The organism is Micrococcus sp. CH7 (assembly GCF_001595485.1).
Classification (GTDB): Bacteria; Actinomycetota; Actinomycetes; order Actinomycetales; family Micrococcaceae; genus Micrococcus; species Micrococcus luteus.
In genome coordinates this window covers 14920-31894 of the sequence record NZ_LOSQ01000044.1, presented here as the reverse complement: position 1 = coordinate 31894, position 16975 = coordinate 14920, and the positions used below count along the sequence as shown (strand labels likewise).

General features: G+C 71.5%; 12 protein-coding genes. 2 read left to right on the top strand and 10 right to left on the bottom strand.

Annotated features, from left to right (window positions below; genetic code table 11):
• The first annotated feature begins 10 nt into the window (after nt 1–10).
• Nucleotides 11–1003: a trimeric intracellular cation channel family protein gene (locus tag AUV08_RS10630; RefSeq protein WP_010080076.1), complete on the top strand. Its 993-nt coding sequence runs from the start codon at nt 11–13 to the stop codon at nt 1001–1003.
• On the top strand, nt 1000–2544 hold the full coding sequence (locus AUV08_RS10625) for a DUF1846 domain-containing protein (protein ID WP_061866822.1): 1545 nt from the start codon (nt 1000–1002) through the stop codon (nt 2542–2544). Before AUV08_RS10630 ends, AUV08_RS10625 begins: the two co-directional genes overlap by 4 nt.
• 120 nt (nt 2545–2664) lie before the next feature.
• Here the strand turns inward: AUV08_RS10625 and AUV08_RS10620 are convergent, their stop codons facing one another.
• From AUV08_RS10620 to AUV08_RS10575, 10 genes are all read right to left on the bottom strand, one after another.
• Nucleotides 2665–3600, bottom strand: a complete 936-nt coding sequence (locus AUV08_RS10620; RefSeq protein ID WP_141843403.1) for a hypothetical protein — start codon at nt 3598–3600, stop codon at nt 2665–2667.
• A gap of 270 nt (nt 3601–3870) precedes the next feature.
• The gene (locus AUV08_RS10615; protein ID WP_061866820.1) at nt 3871–5346 is read right to left on the bottom strand and encodes an aldehyde dehydrogenase family protein; all 1476 of its coding nucleotides are present in this window, start codon (nt 5344–5346) and stop codon (nt 3871–3873) included.
• 229 nt (nt 5347–5575) lie between these two features.
• Entirely contained in the window at nt 5576–6508 is a 933-nt protein-coding gene (locus AUV08_RS10610; protein ID WP_061866819.1) for an HNH endonuclease, read from the bottom strand.
• A 309-nt stretch (nt 6509–6817) separates the two neighbouring features.
• A complete protein-coding gene (locus AUV08_RS10605) occupies nt 6818–7912 on the bottom strand; it encodes a S66 peptidase family protein (RefSeq protein WP_061866818.1) in 1095 nt (364 codons plus the stop codon).
• Between the two features lie 80 nt (nt 7913–7992).
• Nucleotides 7993–9573 carry a long-chain fatty acid--CoA ligase gene (locus AUV08_RS10600; RefSeq protein ID WP_231862041.1) on the bottom strand — a complete coding sequence of 527 codons (1581 nt, stop codon included), beginning with the start codon at nt 9571–9573 and terminating at the stop codon, nt 7993–7995.
• 40 nt (nt 9574–9613) lie between these two features.
• Nucleotides 9614–10801, bottom strand: coding sequence for an acyl-CoA dehydrogenase family protein (locus tag AUV08_RS10595; RefSeq protein ID WP_061866817.1), 1188 nt, complete (start codon nt 10799–10801; stop codon nt 9614–9616).
• Between the two features lie 46 nt (nt 10802–10847).
• Nucleotides 10848–11699 carry a CoA transferase gene (locus AUV08_RS10590; protein ID WP_044658735.1) on the bottom strand — a complete coding sequence of 284 codons (852 nt, stop codon included), beginning with the start codon at nt 11697–11699 and terminating at the stop codon, nt 10848–10850.
• Complete coding sequence (locus AUV08_RS10585; protein ID WP_061866816.1) at nt 11696–13873, bottom strand: 3-hydroxyacyl-CoA dehydrogenase NAD-binding domain-containing protein; 2178 nt, start codon at nt 13871–13873, stop codon at nt 11696–11698. Before AUV08_RS10585 ends, AUV08_RS10590 begins: the two co-directional genes overlap by 4 nt.
• A 46-nt stretch (nt 13874–13919) precedes the next feature.
• The gene (locus AUV08_RS10580; RefSeq protein ID WP_061873240.1) at nt 13920–15134 is read right to left on the bottom strand and encodes an acetyl-CoA C-acetyltransferase; all 1215 of its coding nucleotides are present in this window, start codon (nt 15132–15134) and stop codon (nt 13920–13922) included.
• A gap of 45 nt (nt 15135–15179) precedes the next feature.
• Complete coding sequence (locus AUV08_RS10575) at nt 15180–16859, bottom strand: long-chain-fatty-acid--CoA ligase (protein ID WP_061866815.1); 1680 nt, start codon at nt 16857–16859, stop codon at nt 15180–15182.
• Nucleotides 16860–16975 lie beyond the last annotated feature (116 nt).

The window sequence follows — 16975 nt, the reverse complement described above, 5'->3', positions numbered from 1 at the left end:
AGGAGCCGCCGTGGCCCTGCCGCAGCTGTTCGCCGAGCTGGCCGACGTCCCCTGGCTGCTGACCGCCCTGGACCTGGTGGGGGTGTTCTTCTTCGCGGTCTCCGGCGCCCTGCTGGCCGCACGCAAAGACTTCGACCTGGTGGGCTCCGTGGCGCTGGCCCTGCTGGCGGGCCTGGGCGGCGGCATCACCCGGGACATCGTCCTGGACCGGGGCCTGCCGGCGTCGCTGCAGGACCCGATCTACCTGGCCCCGCCCGTGCTGGTGTCCCTGCTGGTGTACGTCAAGGCGATCCACCCGAACCGCCTGAACCTGACGATCACGCTGTTCGACGCGGCGGGCCTGGCCCTGTTCACGGTCTCCGGTGTGATGATCGCCCACGCGATGGGCGTGCACCCGGTGTCCGTGGTGGTGGTGGCCACCGTGGGCGCCCTCGGCGGCGGCGTGCTGCGGGACATCGTGGCCAACGAGGTGCCGTCCATCTTCGACCCCCGCGGCGTGTACGTGATGCCCGCCGTGGTGGGAGCGGCCGTGGCGGAGCTCGTGGCGCAGCGCGGCGCCCTGAACGCGTTCACGGGCTTCCTGATCGCGCTGCTCATCTTCACGGTGCGCATGCTGGCGTACCGCTACCAGTGGCGCCTGCCCGGCGCGGACGTCAGCCAGGACAGGGACCAGCTGGACCGCCTGCGCCGGCTCGCGGAGCAGGCGCACGCGCGGGCCGTCCGACGCGCGGCCCGCGCGCGGGAGCGCATGCCGCTTCCGGTGTTCGGCCCCGCCGAGGAGGACGAGGGCCGGGTGCGCGTGGCGGACTTCGACCCGGACACACAGGCCATCACGGTGGTGGACCAGGCCTCCCACCAGTCGGTCCGGTACCACCCGGAGACGGGCGTCATGGACGTCACGGACCTGCGCACCGGCCGCACCCGCTCCTACGACGACCCGGAGACGGACTGGGTGGCGGACACCGGCTCGGCCGATGAGACGGGCTATGCTGGAGGTCCATGACCGGCACCGCTGACAGCGTCCCCACCATGGCCACCGCCGCCGCCGCGGCCACCCACCCGATCGGCTTCGACCGCGCGAAATACATCGAGCTCCAGTCCCAGCACATCCAGGAACGCCGCCGCCAGATCGGCGGGAAGCTGTACCTGGAGATGGGCGGCAAGCTGTTCGACGACCTGCACGCCTCCCGCGTCCTGCCCGGCTTCACCCCGGACAACAAGATCGCGATGCTCGACCGCATCAAGGACGAGACCGAGATCCTGGTGTGCTTCAACGCCAAGGACCTCGAGCGGAACAAGGTCCGCGCGGACCTGGGCATCACGTACGAGGACGACGTCCTGCGCCTCGTGGACGTGTTCCGGGAGCGCGGGTTCCTGGTGGAGCACGTGGTGGTCACGCAGCTGGAGGACGCCAACCACCGTGCGCTGGCGTTCCTTGAGAAGCTCGAGCGGCTCGGCCTGAAGGTGGCCCGCCACCGCGTGATCCCCGGCTACCCGCACGCCATGTCCACGATCGTCTCGGAGCAGGGCTTCGGTGCCAACGAGTGGTCCGAGACCACGCGGGACCTCGTCGTCGTGACGGCCCCCGGCCCGGGCTCCGGCAAGCTGGCGACGTGCCTGAGCCAGGTGTACAACGATCGGCAGCGGGGCATCCCGGCCGGCTACGCGAAGTTCGAGACGTTCCCCATCTGGAACCTGCCGCTCGAGCACCCGGTGAACGCCGCCTACGAGGCCGCCACCGTGGACCTGGACGACATCAACCTGATCGACCCGTTCCACCTGGCCGAGTACGGCGAGCGGGTGACGAGCTACAACCGCGACGTCGAGGTGTTCCCGCTGCTGTCCGCGCTGCTGGAGAAGGTCACGGGCACCACCCCGTACAAGTCCCCCACGGACATGGGCGTGAACATGGCCGGCGCGGCGATCGTGGACGACGAGGTGTGCCAGGCGGCCGCGAAACAGGAGATCATCCGGCGCTACTACAAGGCTCAAGTCAACGAGGCCCTGGAGGGCGCGGACGACACCGAGTCCGAGCGCGTGGCCCTGGTGATGTCCAAGCTGGGCCTGAGCTCGGAGGACCGTCCGGTGGTGGGTGCCGCGCAGTTGGTGGCCGAGCGCACCGGTGAGCCCGGCGCGGCCGTGCAGCTGGCGGACGGCACCCTGGTGACCGGCAAGACCTCGGAGCTGCTGGGCTGCTCGGCGGCCATGCTGCTGAACGCGCTGAAGGTGCTAGCCGGCCTGTCCGACGACGTGCACCTGCTCTCCCCCGCCGCCATCGAGCCGATCCAGACCCTCAAGACCGTCCACCTGGGCTCGTCCAACCCGCGCCTTCACACGGATGAGGTGCTGATCGCCCTGTCCGTGTCCGCCGCGACCGACGAGAACGCGCGGGCCGCCGTCGACCAGCTGGCCAACCTGGAGAAGTGCGACGTCCACACGACGACGATCCTCGGCTCCGTGGACGAGGGCATCTTCCGGTCCCTGGGCATGCTCGTGACGAGCGACCCGGTCTTCCAGAAGAAGGGGCTGTACCGGAAGCGGTGAGGCGGGGCGGTTCTTGCGACGAGCCTTGCGATATGGCCCTTTCCGGGGCGTTATAGGGGCCATATCGCAGGGCTCATCGTCCCGTGAAGGCAGACCACGACGCCGGCGCGCGCCGCCGCCTCACTCCCCCGGTAGTCCCGGCGGCAGCACCGCGCCGCGACGGGTGGCCTGGCGACGCATGAGACGGGACAGATCCCCGACGAAGCGGGGCCAGCCGCCGCGTGTGAAGACCTCGCCCGCGACCCAGGTGACGGCCCAGTCGTCGGCTTCGAGGCCACGCCTGCGCGCCCGGTCCCGCTGCCACTGAGCCCGATCCGTACGGTGCTGGTCGCCGTCGAACTCGAGGCACAGCCGCAGTTCCTCCCAGGCCAGGTCCACGCGGACCGTCTCCCCGGAGCTCAAGCGGATCGGGGGATTCACCTGAGGCTCGGGGAATCCCGCCTCGTGGAGCCGATGCCGTAGCCGCGACTCCGGCGGAGAATCCGCGCCCGTGCGCAACAGGTCCAGCACGGCGCGGGCCCGCACGATGCCGCGGACGTTCTTCCGTGCGTGCGCGAGACGCCGCATCTGCTCCACCGTGGTGGCCCGGGGAGGCAGGTGACCGAGACGGCGCGCCTCCGCCCCGTGCGGTGACGGCAGCAGGCTGTCCCCAGCGACCACGAGGTCCTCGACAGAGAGGTGATGGGCGAGGTCCACCCAAGTCCAGGCGGGGGCGGTCAGACGCAGACCCCGGTACTCGATCACGGGTGCGTCCGGCTGGAGCTGGTGCATGACCAGGCCCGACCGACTCGTCCGTCCTCCGTGGCCGCGCTCCTTCGCGAGATGGACCCGCGGATCCTCGAGCAGCCGGCCCGGGATCCACATCCCCCAGATCCGCGCGGCCGTGGCGTGGGAGAACACCCCCGAGGGGTTCAGCGACTGGACGGCGCGCAGATAGTCCGTCCACGTGGCCTCGACATCCCGGCTCATGCGCAGGCCGTGGCCGATCGCGACCAGGTCCGGTGCGCGGAGCCGGGCGCGGCTCAGGCCGGCCTCTCGTCCCTCCGGGACGGTCAAAATCGTAGGAAGCGACGTGGCGAGAGGAGCGAGGGGTCGCGGCATGCGACCAGGCTGGTGCTCCGCGTGGGCGATCGGGGCGCGCGGAGCGGGATCTGGGGACCACGGCTGAGGTTTCCGCACCTGTGCAGGAGAGGTGCTCCGCTCGCCTCACCTCGCACCCGCGGCACCCGGGAACGAGCCCTGCGATATGGCCCCTATCAGCGGGTTTTAGGGGCCATATCGCAGGGCTCGTCACTCAGCAGGGGGGCGTCGCGTAGCCGGTCTGGGTCAGCCCAGGCGCGTCACGCCGATCGTGTGGTCGGTCGTGAACTCCTCGATGGCCCACTCGCCGTTGAAGCGCCCGAGCCCCGAGTTCCGTGCGCCGCCGAAGGCCACGTGGGCCTCGTCCTGGACGCTCATCTGATTGATGTAGGTCATGCCGGCCTCGGTGCCCTCCGCGAAGCGCAGGCCGCGGTCCAGGTCCTGGGTGAACACGGAGGAGGACAGCCCGAACTCGTGGTCGTTGGCCAGCTCCAGCGCGTGCTGCTCGTCGCGTGCCTGGAGCACCACGGTCATGGGCCCGAAGATCTCCTCGCGGGTGATCTCCATGTCCGGCGTCGCGTCCACCCAGATGAAGGGGGGCACCACGCGGCCGGTGATCTCGCCGCCCACGAGGGCGCGGGCGCCGTCGGCCTCGGCGCTGGCGATCTTCTTCTTGAGCGTCTCCAGCTGGGTGTCGTTGATGACCGGGCCCACGAGCACGCCCTCCGCGTCGGGGTCGCCCACCTTGAGCCCGCGCACGGCGGCCTCGTACTTGGGGAGGAACTCGTCGTAGACCTTCTCGTCCACGATCACGCGCTGCACGGACATGCAGATCTGGCCGGAGTGGAGGTAGCCGCCCTGCACGGCCTGGTCGACGGCGGCGTCGAGGTCCGCGTCGTCCAGCACCACGAGCGGCGCGTTGCCGCCCAGCTCGAGCGCGACCTTCTTCAGGGTGTCCCCCGAGACGGCGTTGGCGCCGACCTGCTTGCCCACCGGAGTCGAGCCCGTGAAGGAGATCAGGCGCGGCGCGGGGTGCTTGACGAAGGCGTCGCCGATCTCGGAGCCGGCGCCCACCACCACGGACAGCACGCCCGCGGGCAGGCCGGCCTCCTCGAACACGCGCGCGAGCAGGGTGCCGCCAGTCACCGGGGTGTCCGAGGCGGGCTTGAGCACGACGGCGTTGCCCAGCGCCAGCGCGGGGGCCACCGAGCGCTGGGACAGGTGGAGCGGGAAGTTCCACGGGGAGATCACGCCGACGACGCCGATCGGCTTGCGGTACACGCGCATCTCGCGGTTCGGGACGTTGGAGGGGTGGATGGTGCCGTGCACGCGGGTGGGGAACGTGGCGGCCTCGTACGTGATGGCGATGGCCGAGCCGATCTCCGCGGCGGCCTTGATGCGCGTGGAGCCGGACTCCTTCACAAGCCAGTCCGCGATCTCCTCGCGGCACTCCTCCATGATCGCGGCGGCGCGGCGCAGGACGGCGGAGCGCTCGCCGGGCCCGGTGGCGGCCCACGCCTTCTGGGCCTCGGCGGCGGCGCGGTAGGCCTCGTCGAGGTCCTCCTCCGTGGCCAGGGTGAACTCGGCCACGACGTCGTCCGTGTACGGGTTGATGTCCGTCTTGCGCTGCCCGGTGGCGCCGTCTCGCCACTGGCCGGCGATGAACTGCTGGTCCACACGGTTGCCGTGGAACGTGGCGGGGGTGGAGGTCGTGGGGGTCATGAGGTGCTCCTCGCTCAACGGGGCATTCGGGAATGGAACACCCAGTTCACCCGCATGGGTGGGGGGGTTGGCGAGACCTTGGGGCCACTGACGAGAGATAGGGACAAGCTCGAGCCCCCGGGTGCCGTCACCGAAATGGTCTCTCCCCGGCGCATCTTCGTCGCCGCAATGGTTGCTCCCCATCCCCGGCACGTCACAGCCCGCGGACCATCATCACGGCCGAGCCGCATCAGGCGACATCGGCGATGGTGGCCTCCCGGAAGCGCTCGTATGCCCACGCGAGATTCTCACGGGACGGGCGGTCAGCCCGCCGCGTGGGCAGCTTCATGAGTTTTCGCCCGTGGAGGTCCTGAAGTCCGTGCCGCAGCATCGGCCCATCTACCTCGTCCAAGAGATCTTGTCGGATCTCCACGGTGAAGTCAGGTGTGATGCCCAAGAAGTGATTGTCGAAAGCACCGTGGTGGATCCTGCACATGGCAAGGCCATTGACAACGGTCGGCAGACCATGCACCTCACGATCCGGAACAATGTGAGCAGCGTCCAGCAATTCCGGATGCGCAAAATTGCAGACCGCGCAGTGGTTGTCGTAGGCGGCCAGCACGGTGGAACGGAAATGCGGCTGGTGAACGCGGATCTTGACCTCCCGCCTCAGGTACCGCTTGAGAGACGCTTCTAGAACAGACTCATGCATGAGTTCCGGCGAATAATCCTCCGGCTCCATCGGCGCAAAGACGATTTGGTGTCGCTCATCCTCGCGTCCTACAACATAGACCGGAGCCACCACTTGAAACCGTGCCGGACTCATGCCCACGCCAACGAACCAGATCAGCGGGAGGCCGCGCTCGTATGCCCGGAAGAGCCCCTGGTTCGCTGGGAGACGGGGATTCGTGCCCTGCCACTTGTAGCGCATGAGGCCGTCGTCGCCGATTTCATCCTCGTAGGGACGGGCATGACCCTTTGGGCGATACACCGTGTAAAAGGAAAGCGCGGCATCAAACCCTGCCGGCTTGCGGATTCCGTTCTGCGTAGAGATCAGCGGGAACGGCTCCCCGTTCCACCGGAAGTCACCGATGTCCTCCCGGGTGAGCGGTACCTGGCCATCGAGCGAACGCATCTTCAGCCACTCAATGGCAGCGTCACGCAGCCCTATCGGTTCACTCATGGGGGTCCTTGCTCGCGAGCGCCTCAGACGCGGACGCCGTCTATGTCGCACCGTACCAAGCACGGCCCCGCATCGGGCTTGGCCGCACCGGGCCACGCTGCCGAGGATGGTGTCGGGCTCGAGCAGGCCGTGCCGGGTCGGCAGCCCGACGACGGCGCTGGGCCGGGCAGGTTCAGGGTGATGGTCAGGACGGAAACGCCGTCCAGCGCAGAGCTGAGGTCCATGCCCATGGTGGGCACGGGGCGCGCCGGGCTCGCGGGCCTGGCTGTGATGTGCATCTTTCTGGGTGTTGGGTCGCGGTGCCTGTTCTCAGCAGTACTCCGCCCACACCCGCTTCTCCACGCCGTCCACGGTCATCACGCCGCCGTGCGGCAGTACCCACTGCGGCCGGGTGTGGCCGAACGGGACGCCCACGCACACCACCGCGTCCGGGTTGTAGCGCCCGACCTCCTCCAGCACCACATCGGCCTGCTCCGCGCGCAGCCGTGCCCGCTCCTCCGCACCCCGCGGCGCCTCGAAGGAGCTCGTCGGCGGGCGGGCCGCCAGGACGGCGTCCACGGCGCCGAGCACGCCGCCCTCCCCTAGGATCCGCAGCAGCCGCCGAATCTCGCCGGCGTTCGGCAGCTCCTCGCTGGTCTCGATGAGCAGCACACCACCCTCGAGCACCGCCATGTCCGCAGGCCCGCGGCCGGCCGCCATCACCCACGGCAGCACCTCCAGGCACCCGCCCCACGTCCGGCCGGTCACCGCGCGCTGCGGCCCGGCCCAGCGCCAGGGCGAGGCGCCCGCGCCGGGCGCGCCGCCGTCGTCGTCATGGGGGCCCGGCACCGGCTCGCGGGTCCCGAACTCGGTGAGCGCCCGCGGGTCCAGCCAGTCGACGCCGTGGTCCTCCGACTCCCCCGGCTCCGTGATCTCCAGCCGCCTTCCCGTCAGCAGGGCGGCCCGCAGGGACGCGGCGTGCACCTCGTCCACAGCCGGCCCCGGCCCCAGGTGCACCTGGGTGGAGCCGCCGTAGAAGCTCGCCACGCCGTTCGCCCACAGCCACTGGTGCAGGTTGGTGTTGTCGCTGTAGCCGAGGAACGGCTTGGGGTCCGCGCGCACGGCGTCCGCGTCCAGGTGGCCGATCACGGTGATCTGGTCCTCCCCGCCCACCGTGGCGATCACCGCCCGGATCTGGGGGTCCGCGAACGCCGCGTTCAGGTCCCGCGCCCGATCCTCGGGACTCGCCCCGAGCTGCCGGGTGGTGGGGTACTCGACCGGCACCAGTCCGGTCACCTCGGCCAGGCGGCGCATCGCCTGCTCGTGCACCGCGGGCGCGAAGCCGGGAGCCGCGAACGACGGCGAGACGACGGCGATCCTGTCGCCCGGCTGGGCCTTGGGCGGGTGGACGAGCGGCTGAGTCATACCGGGAGCGCAGCGAGAGGCCATCTGTCCGTCGTTCCTCTCACTCAGACCAGACGACCGCACCCAGACCGCCCCGCCCCTCACCCCTGACGCAGCTCGCGGCGCAGGATCTTGCCCGTGGCGTTCTTCGGCAGCCCGTCCAGGACAGTCACCTCCCGCGGTTGCTTGTAGCGGGCCAGCCGCTCGGCCGCGAACGCCTGGAGCTGCTCCCCCGTTGCGGCGCTGCCCGGGGCCAGGGAGACGAAGGCCGCGATCTCCTCGCCCAGCCGCTCGTCCGGCACACCCACCACGGCGGCCTCGACCACGTCCGGGTGCTCGTAGAGGACCTCCTCCACCTCACGGGGGTACACGTTCATGCCGCCGCGGATGATCACGTCCTTGAGCCGGTCCACGATCATCACGTACCCGGCCTCGTCCCGGCGGGCGATGTCCCCGGTGCGGAACCAGCCGTCCTCGTCGAACGCCGCCTCCGTGTCCTCCGGGCGGCCCCAGTAGCCGGCCATGATGCCCTCGCCCCGGATGCGCAGCTCACCGGAGGTCTCGAGGTCCTCCTCGGGCACCTCGGTGCCGTCCATCGCGACGATCCGGAACTCGAAGCCGTCCACCGGCCGGCCCACGGTGCCCGGGCGGGTCGGCGCGTCCACGGGGTTGAAGAAGCACGCACCCGCGTTCTCGGACAGCCCGTAGCCCTCCAACACGGGAACGCCGTACAGCTTCTCCGCCGCGCGCAGCGTCTCCACCGGCAGGCTCGCACCGCCGGAGAGGGGCATGCGCAGCCTCGAGAAGTCCGCCGGCTCGGCCCCGGCCTCACGGCGGGTCCGGGCCACGGAGAGGAACGCCCCGTGCATGGTGGGCACGCCGGGCAGGAACGTGACGCCGTGGTCCTGCAGCTGGTCGTAGGCGGCCTCCAGCACGAACCGCGGCATCAGGGACAGGGTGGACCCGGCGAACACCGCCCCGTTGAGCACCACCGAGAGCCCGAACACGTGGAACATCGGCAGCGCCGCGAACACGACGTCGTCCGGGCCGAGCCGACCCAGGCCGGTCGCCGTCGCCATGGCGTTGGAACGCAGGTTCGTGTGCGTCAGCCGGGCACCCTTGGGCCGCCCCGTGGTGCCCGAGGTGTAGAGCAGGACGGCGTCGTCGTCCGGGTCCCGCGGGGTGATCTGCGTGACCGGGGCGATGCCCTCGGCGGCGCACTCCCGCCCGACCGCTTCGAGGTCCAGGGTGACCACCTCGACGTCGACGTTCCCGGCCGCCTCGTCCACGGCCGGCAGCCCGGGCATGGCCCAGAGCATGCGCGCCCCGGAGTCCTCGAGGAAGTACTCCAGCTCACGGGCGGTGAACAGCGGGTTGAGCGGCACCATCACCGCGCCCAGACGCATGAGCGCCTCGTAGACCGCCACGAAGGCCGGGATGTTGGGCAGCATCATGGCCACCCGGTCCCCCGGGCCCACCCCGCGGTGGCGCAGCCAGCCGGCCGTCGCGGCCGTGACCTGATCCAGTTCGCGGTAGGTCATGCTGGCCTCGCCGATCCGCAGGGCAACGGCATCCGGCTGCCGGGCCACGGTGGCCGAGAGCAGCTCGGCCACATGACCCCGGCGCTCGGTGGGCCGGCCGACGGTGGTCGCGGAGGTGTCGGGGGTCTCGGAGTTCGTCACGGTGGCTCCTGATCTGGTCGGGGCGGTCATCGGAGGGGGGTCAGAGGAAGGCGGAGTGACCGGTGAGGCCGCGGCCCACGATCAGCGAGTTCACCTCGTAGGTGCCCTCGTACGTGAAGATCGCCTCGACGTCGCAGAAGAACCGGCCGAGCCCGACGTCGGCGAGGATGCCGTTGCCGCCCATCATCTGCCGGCCCAGCGCGGCCGACTCGCGGCACATCTGGGAGGTCTTCAGCTTCACCAGGGAGGCCTGCGTCATGGACACCTCGCCGGCGGCCTCCAGCTGCACCGCCCGGTGCGCCATGCCCAGGGTGGCCGCCAGGTTGGCCGCGATCTGCACGAGCAGGGACTGCACCAGCTGATGCCCGGCGATCGGGCGACCGAACTGGGCGCGCTCCAGCGCGTAGCGGCGGGCGGCGTCGAGGATGCCCTGTTGCGCGCCCACGGCCTGCCAGCCCAGGCCGTTGCGGGAGCCCAGCAGGATCACGTTGGTGTCCGCGAAGGTGTTGGCCTTCTCCAGCTTGTTCTCCGCCGGGACGCGCACGTCCGTGAAGGTGATGTCCGCGTTCTGGACGATCTTCACCGCGGTCTTGTGCTCGATCTTGGTGGCCTCGTAGCCGGAGGTGTCGGTCTCCACGATGAAGCCCTTGACCTGGTCGTCCTCCTCGTCCCGGGCCCACACGATCGCGATGCGGGACATGGTGCCGTTGCCGATCCACCGCTTGGCCCCGTTGATCACCCACTCGTCCCCCTCTCGGCGGGCCGTGGTGGCCATGCCGCCGGCGACGTCGGAGCCGTGCTCCGGCTCGGTCAGCGCGAAGCAGCCGGTGTACTCCATCGCGTACAGGCCCGGAAGCCACTTCTGCTTCTGCTCCTCCGAGCCCAGGGCCTCCAGGGTGGCCCCGACGAGGTCGTTGTGCAGGGCGAAGTACACGCTGAGGGAGATGTCCGCGCGGGCCAGCTCGGCCATCAGGTGCCCGCGGAACAACGGGTCCTCGGTCATGCCGCTGATGTGGTTGTAGCCCAGCTCCCCGACGCGGCGGGCGATCTCGTGCGGGAACTCGTCCCGGCTCCAGGCCTCCGCCACGTGCGGGGTGACGATCTCGGCCAGGGCGGCGCGGATCTCCGTGAGCTCCTCCTGCTGCTCGGGCGTCAGGAGGCGGTGGTACTCGAGGACGTCGACGTCGACGTCGATCAGCGAGCGGGTGCGGGAATCCGTGGTGGTCATGAGGGGCTCCTGGAGGTCGTTCGAGGGGGGTGCTGAGTCGTGGGGGTCAGGCGGTGGGGCTGGCCAGGGCGGTGAGCGGGATGCCCCGCTCCTCCCCCCATGCCTGCCAGTGGGCGGCGTCGTGCCGGGAGAGGGCCTCGGTGAGCTGCGCGCGGACGTCCCCGTCCGCGTCCAGCCCGAGGCCCTCGACAAGCGCGGCCGCGAAGTGCGGCTCGAGCGCGCCGACGGCCACATGGCCCTCGGCCGCCGGATACACCCCGTAGTGGGGCAGGGCCCCGCCCAGGGGGCTGCGCGGGCCCGTCATGCGGTGCCGGTTGGGCAGGGCCAGGGCGTGCGCCGCATCGGCGAGCGCCACCGTGGCATGCCCGCCGTCCCCGTCCGCGCCGCGGGCCCACAGCAGGGCCAGCGCGGCGGAGACGGCCCGCTCGGCACCGTGCAGATCCGCCGCGAGGATCCGCGGTGGAGCCCCCGGCGCCAGCAGGCCCGCCGCGGCCTGGTAGTTGATGTCATGGCCTGGCACGTCCGTGCGGTCCCCGTCGTATCCGGTGATGTCCACCTGGCAGATCCGCCGGTGGCGGGCGCGGACGGCGTCGGCGTCCAGGCCCAGCCGGCGCAGCGCCCCGGAGCGGTGGGAGGTGAGGAACACGTCCGCCTCGGCCAGGATCTGCTCCATCTCGGCAGCCCCGGCCTGGGACTTCATGTCCACGGTGCGCACCGACTGCCCGCGGTGCAGCTCCTCGTAGAGGGCCGGCACCAGGGTGGCCACGGGGTCCCCGCTGGGCGGGAGCACCGTGACGATGTCGGCGCCCAGCTCCTGCAGGCGGGCCGCGGCGACGGGCCCGGGCAGGTTCAGCGCGATGGTCACCACGCGCACCCCGGCCAGCGGTGCGGCGCTCATCGGCCCGGCCCCTCGCCTCGCTCGGCCAGCTGCCGGAGGGTGCCGCCGGGACGGAACCGCTCGCCGTAGCGGTCGGCCAGCTCGTCGGCGCGGGCCACGAACGCGGCCGGTCCGCCCTCGCGGTGCGTCATGAACGTCACGGGCCCACCGGTGTGCGGCGGGAAGCCGATGCCGAACACGCCGCCGAGGTTCGCCGAGGGGGCGTCGGTGAGGACGCCGTCGTCGAAGCAGCGGGCCGTCTCGATGGCCATGCGGTACAGCAGGCGGTCCTGCAGGTCCTGCTCGGGCACGTCCGCCCCGGTGGCGAAGTGCTCGGCCAGGCCTGGCCACAGGTGCTTGGGGCCCTGTTCCGGGTACTCGTAGAAGCCGGCGCCCTGAGCGCGGCCCGGGCGGCCGAACTCGTCCACCATGCGCTCCACCACGCGCTCGCCCGGACGCACCGGACGCTCACCGCCGGCCTCGGCGACGGCCTTCTCCTCCTCGCGGCGGATGTGCTGGATCAGGGTCAGGGAGACCTCGTCCATCATGGCCAGCGGGGAGGCCGGGAAGCCGGCGTGGCGGGCCGCCCGCTCGATCCGCTGCGCGTCCACGCCCTCCTCCACGAGGGCCGCGGCCTCGAGCACGAGCGTGCCGTAGACGCGGGAGGTGTAGAAGCCGCGCCCGTCGTTGACCAGGATGGGCAGCTTGCGGATCTGCTGCACCAGGTCGTAGGCGCGCTCCACCGTGCGCGGGGAGGTCTGCTCACCACGGATGATCTCCACGAGCTTCATCCGGTCCACCGGGGAGAAGAAGTGCAGGCCGATGAAGTCCTGGGAGCGCTCCCGCGGGCCCTGCAGCAGGGTGATCGGCAGCGTGGAGGTGTTGCTGCACAGCAGGGTGTCCGGGCCGACCACCTTCTCCACCTCGGCGAACACCGAGTCCTTGAGCTCGACGTCCTCGAACACGGCCTCGATCACCGCGTCCACGTGCGCGAGGTCCTGATAGTCCTCGGTGGGCTGCACGCGGGCCAGGACGGCGTCGGCGTCCTCGCGGCTCATGCGCCCCTTCGCCACGCGCCCCTCGAGGAGGGCGCCCACCCGCTCACGGCCGCGCTCGGCGGCCTCCAGGCTGACGTCCTTGAGCATCACGTCCACGCCGTTGAGCGCGAGCGCGTGGGCGATGCCCACGCCCATCATCCCGGCGCCCAGCACCGCCGCCGTGGTGATCGTGCTGCGCTCGCGGGAGGGACCGCCCAGGGCCGCGCCGGAGCGCAGCGCCTGCATGTCCGAGTGGAACGCCTGGATCATGGCGGAGGAGGTGTGGCCCGTCACGAGGGACACGAAGTACCGGGTCTCGATGCGCGAGGCGGTGTCGAAGTCCACCTGCGAGCCCTCCACCGCGGCGCTGAGGATCGCCTTCGGGGCGGGCAGGTCCGCGCCGTGGAGCTGCCGGCGCAGGGTGGCGGCGAACGCGGGCAGACGGGAGGCGAAGGAGGCTCGGGCGGGGGTGCCGCCGGGGATCCTGAAGCCCTTGACGTCCCAGGGCTTCGCGGCGGCGTCGGCGTCGTCGCGGTGCTCCAGGATCCAGCGCTTGGCGGCGGGCACCAGGTCCGCGGGGTCGGTCACGACCTCGTCGATGATCCCCTTCTCCATCGCGGCCCGGGCGTCGCGGGCGGTGCCCTGCAGCAGCCACTCCATCAGGGCGCGCTCCACGCCCACCATGCGCACCAGGCGGGTGATGCCGCCGCCTCCGGGCAGCAGGCCCAGGGTGACCTCCGGGAGGCCGCCCTTCAGCCCCGGGTCGTCCACGGCGATGCGCCGGTGGCAGGCCAGGGCGATCTCCAGGCCGCCGCCGAGCGCCGTGCCGTTGATCGCGGCGACCACGGGGCGGCCGAGGGTCTCGAGGCGGCGCAGCTGGCCCTTGACCCGCTGCGTCAGCGCGAACACGGACTCCACGTCCTCGGGGCCGGCCTGGGCCAGGGAGTCCAGGTCGCCGCCGGCGAAGAAGGTCTTCTTCGCGCTGGTCAGGACGACGCCGGTCACCGTGTCCCGCTCCGCCTCCAGGCGGTCCACGACGGCGTCCATCGCGTCCTGGTACCGCTCGTTCATCGTGTTGACCCGCGCCTGCGGGTCGTCCATGGTCAGCGTGACGACGCCGTCGGCGTCCTGGTCCCAGGTGATCATGTGCTCACTCATGCCGGTGCTCTTCCTGCCGTGCTGGTCGGTCGGGTGGGTGGGGCGCTCAGACGCGCTCGACGATCGTGGCGACGCCCATGCCGGCGCCGATGCAGAGCGTGGCGATGCCGGTCCGCAGGTCGCGCCGCTCGAGTTCGTCCACGAGGGTGCCGAGGATCATGGCGCCGGTGGCCCCCAGGGGGTGGCCCATGGCGATCGCGCCGCCGTTGACGTTGGTCTGCTCCTCGGTCCAGCCCATCTCCTTCATCAGCAGCAGCGGCACGGCCGCGAACGCCTCGTTGATCTCCACGAGGTCGATGTCCGCGGCGGTCATGCCGGCCACCTCGAGGGCCTTGCGGCACGCCGGGGTGGGGCCGGTGAGCATGATGGTGGGCTCGGAGCCGACGACGGCGGCGGAGACGATCCGGGCCCGCGGGCTCATCCCGGCCCGCCGGCCGGCCTCCTCGGAGCCGATCAGCGTCAGCGCGGCGCCGTCGACGATGCCCGAGGAGTTGCCGGGGTGGTGCAGGTGCTCGATCCCCGCCAGCGAGCTGTACTTCTCCAGCGCCACGGCGTCGAAGCCCGCCTCCCGGCCCAGCGCCTCGAAGGAGGGCTTGAGCGTGGCCAGGGTCTCCACGGTCGAGTCGGGGCGGATGGTCTCGTCCCGGTCCAGCACGGTCATCCCGTTCATGTCCGTCACCGGGACCACGGAGCGGGCGAACCGGCCCTCCTGCCACGCCGCCGCGGCACGGCGGTGGCTCTGCGCGGCGAAGCGGTCCAGCTCTGCGCGGCTGAATCCCTCACGGGTGGCGATCAGGTCCGCGGAGACGCCCTGCGGGATGAAGTCGGTGGCCAGGGAGGTGGCCGGGTCCATGGCCCACGCGCCGCCGTCGGAGCCCATGGGCACGCGGGACATGGACTCCACGCCGCCGGCCACGAGCAGGGACTCCCAGCCGGAGCGGATGCGGGCGGCGGCCTGGTTGACTGCCTCGAGTCCGGAAGCGCAGAACCGGTTCAGCTGCACGCCGGCCACGGTCTGCGGCAGGCCCGCCTTGAGGGCGGCCACCCGGGGCAGGACCGCGCCCTGGTCGCCCACCGGGCTGACGCAGCCGAGGATCATGTCCTCGATGTCGGCGGGGTCGAGCCCCTCATGGCGGTCGCGCAGCGCGTGGGTCAGGCCGACGACGAGGTCGATCGGCTTGACCTCGTGGAGGGAGCCGGAGGGCTTGCCGGCACCGCGCGGTGGGCGGAGGGCGTCGTAGAGGAAGGCGTCCTGGGTCACGGGGTCTCCTGGGGTCGGGGTGGGTCTGGGGAGGTGGCGGGCCGGTCAGCGGCCGGAGGTGAGGGCGTCGGCGTAGTCGGCGCGCAGCTTGCGCTTGTTGACCTTCCCGACGCCGGTCCGGTCGATCTCCGTCACGAAGCGGACCTCGTCGGGCAGCTGCCAGGTGGCGAAGCGCTCGGCGAGTGCGGCGAGGACGGCGTCCTGGTCGACGTCGGAGTCCTCGTCCCGCACCACGAGGGCCAGGGGGCGCTCCTCCCACTGGGGGTGGGGGACGCCGATCACGGCGGCGTCGCGGACCCCGGGGACGGTCATGATGTGGTTCTCCAGGTCGATCGAGGAGATCCACTCGCCACCGGACTTGACCACGTCCTTCAGGCGGTCGGTGACCTTGAGGTAGCCCTCCGGGGAGAGGTAGCCCAGGTCCCCGGAGCGCCAGTAGCCCTCGTCGTCGAAGCCGGCCTCGGTGGCCTCGGCGTTGTCGGCGTAGGAGGTGGTCACCCAGGGCCCGCGCAGGCGGATCTCGCCCACGTTCTCCTCGCCGGGCGGCAGCAGCTCGCCCAGGGGGTCGGTGATCTTCACGTCCACCCCGACGACGACGAGGCCCTGGAACCGCTTGAGGTTCCACCGCTCATCCTCGGAGAGGGTGTCCATGAGGCTCGGCTTCATGCGGTTGAGGGAGACGATGGGCGAGGTCTCCGTGGCCCCGTAGGCGTGGATGACCTCCGCGCCGGTGAGCTCGTCGAAGCCGCGCATCATGGCCACGGGGGGCTCGGTCGCGCCGCACAGCAGGCGCACGCCGTCCATCCGTGGGGGCGTCTCGAGGGTGCGGAGGTGGTGGAGCATCGGCATGAGGATCGCGGGCGCGGCCGGGGCCACGGTGACGCCGTGGTCCACGAGGGTGGAGGTCAGCCACGGGGTGTCCGTGAGGTTGAACCGGCCCGGCAGCACCAGGCGCGCGCCCACGGCGACGGCGGCGAACGGCAGGCCCCAGCACTGCGCGTGGAACATGGGGGTCAGCAGCAGGGCGGTGTCCGCCATGGTCATGCCCAGGGTGGACACCACGGCGTGCGCGTGCAGCCAGGTGGCCCGGTGCGAGTAGAAGACGCCCTTGGGACGGCCGGTGGTGCCCGTGGTGTAGCAGGCGCCGGAGGCGGAGCGCTCACTCACGTTCGGCAGGTCCGCTGTCTCGAGCGGCTCCTGCCCGTCGAGGAGGGCCTCGTAGGAGAGGACGTCGCCGCGACCGGCCCAGTCGGCGGGGAGCTCGCCGTCGCCGGCCACGATCCAGCGGATGCCCCCGGGCAGGTGCGGTTCGAGCGCGGCGGCGAGCTCCAGGAGGGTCTCGTCCACGACGATCGTCCCCACCTGCGCGTGGGTGATCACGTAGGCCAGGTCCGTGGGCGCCAGGCGCAGATTGAGCTGCACCATGGTCGCGCCCAGCAGCGGGACGGAGAAGTAGGACTCGAGGTGGCGGACGTCGTTCCACAGCAGCAGGCCGACCCGGTCCCCCGGCCCGACGCCCTCGGCGCGCAGGGCCGCGGCCATGCGGCGCACCCGCTCCCACACGGCCGCGTAGGTGGTCTGCCACCGGGAGCCGCCGCCGCGGGTGTGGATGATCTGCTGATCCCCGAAGGTCCGGGCGGCGTCCCGCAGGAGGCGAGTGGTGGTGAGCTGCTCGTCGTCGCCCATGGTGGACGGGGTGCCGAGGACGGTGTCGGTGGTCTGCATGGGTCCCCCTGGGAGGTGTGGTGGTCGCGGAGGCGGGCGGCAGTCGTCTGTGACATGCCTCACTGAGCTGATGTTGCACACTCAAGCACGATGTTGCACTAGCGTGCAAGAAGGGT